The sequence below is a fragment of the Serratia grimesii genome, assembly GCF_900186025.1.
In the GTDB taxonomy this organism is placed as follows: domain Bacteria; phylum Pseudomonadota; class Gammaproteobacteria; order Enterobacterales; family Enterobacteriaceae; genus Serratia; species Serratia grimesii.
In genome coordinates this window covers 351,378-357,180 of record NZ_LT883155.1, presented here as the reverse complement: position 1 = coordinate 357,180, position 5,803 = coordinate 351,378, and the positions used below count along the sequence as shown (strand labels likewise).

The following is a 5,803-nucleotide window of genomic DNA, read 5'->3' as shown; positions in this document are numbered from 1 at the left end:
GCTTAGAAACAGGCGGAAAATCGTACGTTGTTGGTCGATACAAAGCAAAAAGGCCATCCTTTCGGATGGCCTCTTGGCTTAATTGATGCTTGGCAGTGTCCTACTCTCGCATGGGGAGACCCCACACTACCATCGGCGCTACGGCGTTTCACTTCTGAGTTCGGCATGGGGTCAGGTGGGACCACCGCGCTATTGCCGCCAAGCAAATTCTTTAATTCTTTTTTGCCGAACTTCTAAACCCACTTTAATAAAAGTGGTGCTGATACCCAGAGTCGAACTGGGGACCTCACCCTTACCAAGGGTGCGCTCTACCAACTGAGCCATATCAGCACACTAATTTGATGCCTGGCAGTGTCCTACTCTCGCATGGGGAGACCCCACACTACCATCGGCGCTACGGCGTTTCACTTCTGAGTTCGGCATGGGGTCAGGTGGGACCACCGCGCTATTGCCGCCAGGCAAATTCTGTTTCATCCTAACCGCTACCTCACGTAGCCATCAGAACCAATCTCGGAACGTCGCTGAAAATCTAGAGTATTCGTATCATCCTGATACTCACCCCCTTCGGGGCCGCCGCTGACGGCGTTCAAAATCGTTCCCGACGATTTTGTCTCAAATCAAAACACCTTTGGTGTTGTAAGGTTAAGTCTCACGGATCATTAGTACTGGTTAGCTCAATGCATCGCTGCACTTACACACCCAGCCTATCAACGTCTTAGTCTTAAACGTTCCTTCAGGGGAATCAAGTTCCCAGGGAAGACTCATCTCGAGGCAAGTTTCGCGCTTAGATGCTTTCAGCGCTTATCTTTTCCGCACTTAGCTACCGGGCAGTGCCATTGGCATGACAACCCGAACACCAGTGGTGCGTTCACTCCGGTCCTCTCGTACTAGGAGCAACCCCTCTCAATCTTCCAACGCCCACGGCAGATAGGGACCGAACTGTCTCACGACGTTCTAAACCCAGCTCGCGTACCACTTTAAATGGCGAACAGCCATACCCTTGGGACCTACTTCAGCCCCAGGATGTGATGAGCCGACATCGAGGTGCCAAACACCGCCGTCGATATGAACTCTTGGGCGGTATCAGCCTGTTATCCCCGGAGTACCTTTTATCCGTTGAGCGATGGCCCTTCCATTCAGAACCACCGGATCACTAAGACCTACTTTCGTACCTGCTCGAGCCGTCACTCTCGCAGTCAAGCTAGCTTATGCCTTTGCACTAACCTCACGATGTCCGACCGTGATTAGCTAACCTTCGTGCTCCTCCGTTACTCTTTGGGAGGAGACCGCCCCAGTCAAACTACCCACCAGACACTGTCCTCACCCCAGATTATGGGGCCGAGTTAGAACATCAAACATTAAAGGGTGGTATTTCAAGGTTGGCTCCATGCAGACTGGCGTCCACACTTCAAAGCCTCCCACCTATCCTACACATCAAGGCTCAATGTTCAGTGTCAAGCTATAGTAAAGGTTCACGGGGTCTTTCCGTCTTGCCGCGGGTACACTGCATCTTCACAGCGAGTTCAATTTCACTGAGTCTCGGGTGGAGACAGCCTGGCCATCATTACGCCATTCGTGCAGGTCGGAACTTACCCGACAAGGAATTTCGCTACCTTAGGACCGTTATAGTTACGGCCGCCGTTTACTGGGGCTTCGATCAAGAGCTTCGCCTTGCGGCTGACCCCATCAATTAACCTTCCAGCACCGGGCAGGCGTCACACCGTATACGTCCACTTTCGTGTTTGCACAGTGCTGTGTTTTTATTAAACAGTTGCAGCCAGCTGGTATCTGCGACTGGCTTCAGCTCCGAGAGCAAGTCTCTTCACCTACGCGCCAGCGTGCCTTCTCCCGAAGTTACGGCACCATTTTGCCTAGTTCCTTCACCCGAGTTCTCTCAAGCGCCTTGGTATTCTCTACCTGACCACCTGTGTCGGTTTGGGGTACGATTCTGTGTTACCTGATGCTTAGAGGCTTTTCCTGGAAGCTTGGCATCAACTACTTCTGCACCGTAGTGCATCGTCATCACGCCTCAGGGTTGAATGAGTAACCGGATTTACCAGGTCACTCCCCCTACACGCTTAAACCGGGACAACCGTCGCCCGGCTAGCCTAGCCTTCTCCGTCCCCCCTTCGCAGTAACACCGAGTACAGGAATATTAACCTGTTTCCCATCGACTACGCCTTTCGGCCTCGCCTTAGGGGTCGACTCACCCTGCCCCGATTAACGTTGGACAGGAACCCTTGGTCTTCCGGCGAGCGGGTTTTTCACCCGCTTTATCGTTACTTATGTCAGCATTCGCACTTCTGATACCTCCAGCAACCCTCACAGGCCACCTTCAACGGCTTACAGAACGCTCCCCTACCCAACAACGCCTAAGCGTCGCTGCCGCAGCTTCGGTGCATGGTTTAGCCCCGTTACATCTTCCGCGCAGGCCGACTCGACCAGTGAGCTATTACGCTTTCTTTAAATGATGGCTGCTTCTAAGCCAACATCCTGGCTGTCTATGCCTTCCCACATCGTTTCCCACTTAACCATGACTTTGGGACCTTAGCTGGCGGTCTGGGTTGTTTCCCTCTTCACGACGGACGTTAGCACCCGCCGTGTGTCTCCCGTGATAACATTCTTCGGTATTCGGAGTTTGCATCGGTTTGGTAAGCCGGGATGGCCCCCTAGCCGAAACAGTGCTCTACCCCCGAAGATGAGTTCACGAGGCGCTACCTAAATAGCTTTCGGGGAGAACCAGCTATCTCCCGGTTTGATTGGCCTTTCACCCCCAGCCACAAGTCATCCGCTAATTTTTCAACATTAGTCGGTTCGGTCCTCCAGTTAGTGTTACCCAACCTTCAACCTGCCCATGGCTAGATCACCGGGTTTCGGGTCTATACCTTGCAACTATTCGCCCAGTTAAGACTCGGTTTCCCTACGGCTCCCCTATACGGTTAACCTTGCTACAAAATATAAGTCGCTGACCCATTATACAAAAGGTACGCAGTCACACCACGAAGGTGCTCCCACTGCTTGTACGTACACGGTTTCAGGTTCTATTTCACTCCCCTCGCCGGGGTTCTTTTCGCCTTTCCCTCACGGTACTGGTTCACTATCGGTCAGTCAGGAGTATTTAGCCTTGGAGGATGGTCCCCCCATATTCAGACAGGATGTCACGTGTCCCGCCCTACTCATCGAACTCACAATTAATGCATTTTAGTGTACGGGACTATCACCCTTTACTGTGCGACTTTCCAGACGCTTCCACTAACACAAGAACTGATTCAGGTTCTGGGCTCCTCCCCGTTCGCTCGCCGCTACTGGGGGAATCTCGGTTGATTTCTTTTCCTCGGGGTACTTAGATGTTTCAGTTCCCCCGGTTCGCCTCATACGACTATGTATTCATCGTATGATAGTGCAACGAATTGCACTGGGTTTCCCCATTCGGGTATCGCCGGTTATAACGGTTCATATCACCTTACCGACGCTTATCGCAGATTAGCACGCCCTTCATCGCCTCTGACTGCCTAGGCATCCACCGTGTACGCTTAGTCACTTAACCTCACAACCCGAAGGTGTTTCCACTTTCGTGCTGCTACATTTGAGAGACTCTATGACAGGGTACTCCTTACTCCAGTACTTCTACGGAGGAGTAAGTTTCAGCTGTCATGTTTCAATTTTCAGCTTGTTCCAGATTGTTAAAGAGCAAAATACTTCGCAGCATACTGTTGCCAGTACACTCTGAAGTATTGAAATACAGGACTATATGGTGGAGCTAAGCGGGATCGAACCGCTGACCTCCTGCGTGCAAGGCAGGCGCTCTCCCAGCTGAGCTATAGCCCCATACAGTCACGTGCAGTACCTTTTCCACTTCGAGAAGTGGTAGGCCTGAGTGGACTTGAACCACCGACCTCACCCTTATCAGGGGTGCGCTCTAACCACCTGAGCTACAAGCCTATAAAGGTATTTCTGCTCGTTACTTTCTATCAGACAATCTGTGTGAGCACTTCACGCAATCAATATCATTAGGTAAGGAGGTGATCCAACCGCAGGTTCCCCTACGGTTACCTTGTTACGACTTCACCCCAGTCATGAATCACAAAGTGGTAAGCGCCCTCCCGAAGGTTAAGCTACCTACTTCTTTTGCAACCCACTCCCATGGTGTGACGGGCGGTGTGTACAAGGCCCGGGAACGTATTCACCGTAGCATTCTGATCTACGATTACTAGCGATTCCGACTTCACGGAGTCGAGTTGCAGACTCCGATCCGGACTACGACGTACTTTATGAGGTCCGCTTGCTCTCGCGAGTTCGCTTCTCTTTGTATACGCCATTGTAGCACGTGTGTAGCCCTACTCGTAAGGGCCATGATGACTTGACGTCATCCCCACCTTCCTCCGGTTTATCACCGGCAGTCTCCTTTGAGTTCCCACCATTACGTGCTGGCAACAAAGGATAAGGGTTGCGCTCGTTGCGGGACTTAACCCAACATTTCACAACACGAGCTGACGACAGCCATGCAGCACCTGTCTCAGAGTTCCCGAAGGCACTAAGCTATCTCTAGCGAATTCTCTGGATGTCAAGAGTAGGTAAGGTTCTTCGCGTTGCATCGAATTAAACCACATGCTCCACCGCTTGTGCGGGCCCCCGTCAATTCATTTGAGTTTTAACCTTGCGGCCGTACTCCCCAGGCGGTCGACTTAACGCGTTAGCTCCGGAAGCCACGCCTCAAGGGCACAACCTCCAAGTCGACATCGTTTACAGCGTGGACTACCAGGGTATCTAATCCTGTTTGCTCCCCACGCTTTCGCACCTGAGCGTCAGTCTTTGTCCAGGGGGCCGCCTTCGCCACCGGTATTCCTCCAGATCTCTACGCATTTCACCGCTACACCTGGAATTCTACCCCCCTCTACAAGACTCTAGCTTGCCAGTTTCAAATGCAGTTCCCACGTTAAGCGCGGGGATTTCACATCTGACTTAACAAACCGCCTGCGTGCGCTTTACGCCCAGTAATTCCGATTAACGCTTGCACCCTCCGTATTACCGCGGCTGCTGGCACGGAGTTAGCCGGTGCTTCTTCTGCGAGTAACGTCAATGCAATGTGCTATTAACACACTACCCTTCCTCCTCGCTGAAAGTGCTTTACAACCCGAAGGCCTTCTTCACACACGCGGCATGGCTGCATCAGGCTTGCGCCCATTGTGCAATATTCCCCACTGCTGCCTCCCGTAGGAGTCTGGACCGTGTCTCAGTTCCAGTGTGGCTGGTCATCCTCTCAGACCAGCTAGGGATCGTCGCCTAGGTGAGCCATTACCCCACCTACTAGCTAATCCCATCTGGGCACATCTGATGGCGTGAGGCCCGAAGGTCCCCCACTTTGGTCCGAAGACGTTATGCGGTATTAGCTACCGTTTCCAGTAGTTATCCCCCTCCATCAGGCAGTTTCCCAGACATTACTCACCCGTCCGCCGCTCGTCACCCAGAGAGCAAGCTCTCCTGTGCTACCGCTCGACTTGCATGTGTTAGGCCTGCCGCCAGCGTTCAATCTGAGCCATGATCAAACTCTTCAATTAAAAGCTTGATTTGCTTCAACTCGTGAAGCGATGCTCGAAAATTAACTTTCGTAATAATCAGACCGTTGACGAATCAACTGACTGACTTATTGCTTGGTCACTCTTCAAGACTTGATATTTTTTCGAACCCGAAGGTTCTGGATATCGTCTTGTGGAGTGCCCACACAGATTGTCTGATAAATTGTTAAAGAGCAGTGAGTTAGCCGCCGTAGCTTGCTATCTCGAGGTGGCGTATATTACGCTTT

At 52.0% G+C, this 5,803-nt stretch carries 3 tRNA genes and 4 rRNA genes; all 7 read right to left on the bottom strand.

The annotated features are described in order from the left end of the window. Nucleotides 1–87: 87 nt before the first annotated feature. The 7 genes from rrf (SGBXF1_RS01610) to SGBXF1_RS01580 all read right to left on the bottom strand — a co-directional run bounded on the left by rrf (SGBXF1_RS01610) (nt 88) and on the right by SGBXF1_RS01580 (nt 5,558). Nucleotides 88–203: ribosomal RNA gene (gene rrf, locus SGBXF1_RS01610) — 5S ribosomal RNA — on the bottom strand. Between the two features lie 51 nt (nt 204–254). Then, nucleotides 255–330 (bottom strand) — tRNA-Thr (locus tag SGBXF1_RS01605). A 13-nt stretch (nt 331–343) separates the two neighbouring features. After that, nucleotides 344–459 (bottom strand): 5S ribosomal RNA (rrf, locus tag SGBXF1_RS01600). A 179-nt stretch (nt 460–638) separates the two neighbouring features. Beyond that, nucleotides 639–3,547, bottom strand: a 23S ribosomal RNA gene (locus SGBXF1_RS01595). A gap of 205 nt (nt 3,548–3,752) precedes the next feature. Next, nucleotides 3,753–3,828, bottom strand: a tRNA-Ala gene (locus SGBXF1_RS01590). Nucleotides 3,829–3,865: 37 nt separating this feature from the next. Further along, a tRNA-Ile gene (locus SGBXF1_RS01585) sits at nt 3,866–3,942 on the bottom strand. A 73-nt stretch (nt 3,943–4,015) separates the two neighbouring features. Continuing rightward, nucleotides 4,016–5,558, bottom strand: a 16S ribosomal RNA gene (locus SGBXF1_RS01580). Together the 16S, 23S and 5S rRNA genes with 3 tRNA genes alongside form the textbook arrangement of a ribosomal RNA operon. Nucleotides 5,559–5,803: the final 245 nt, after the last annotated feature.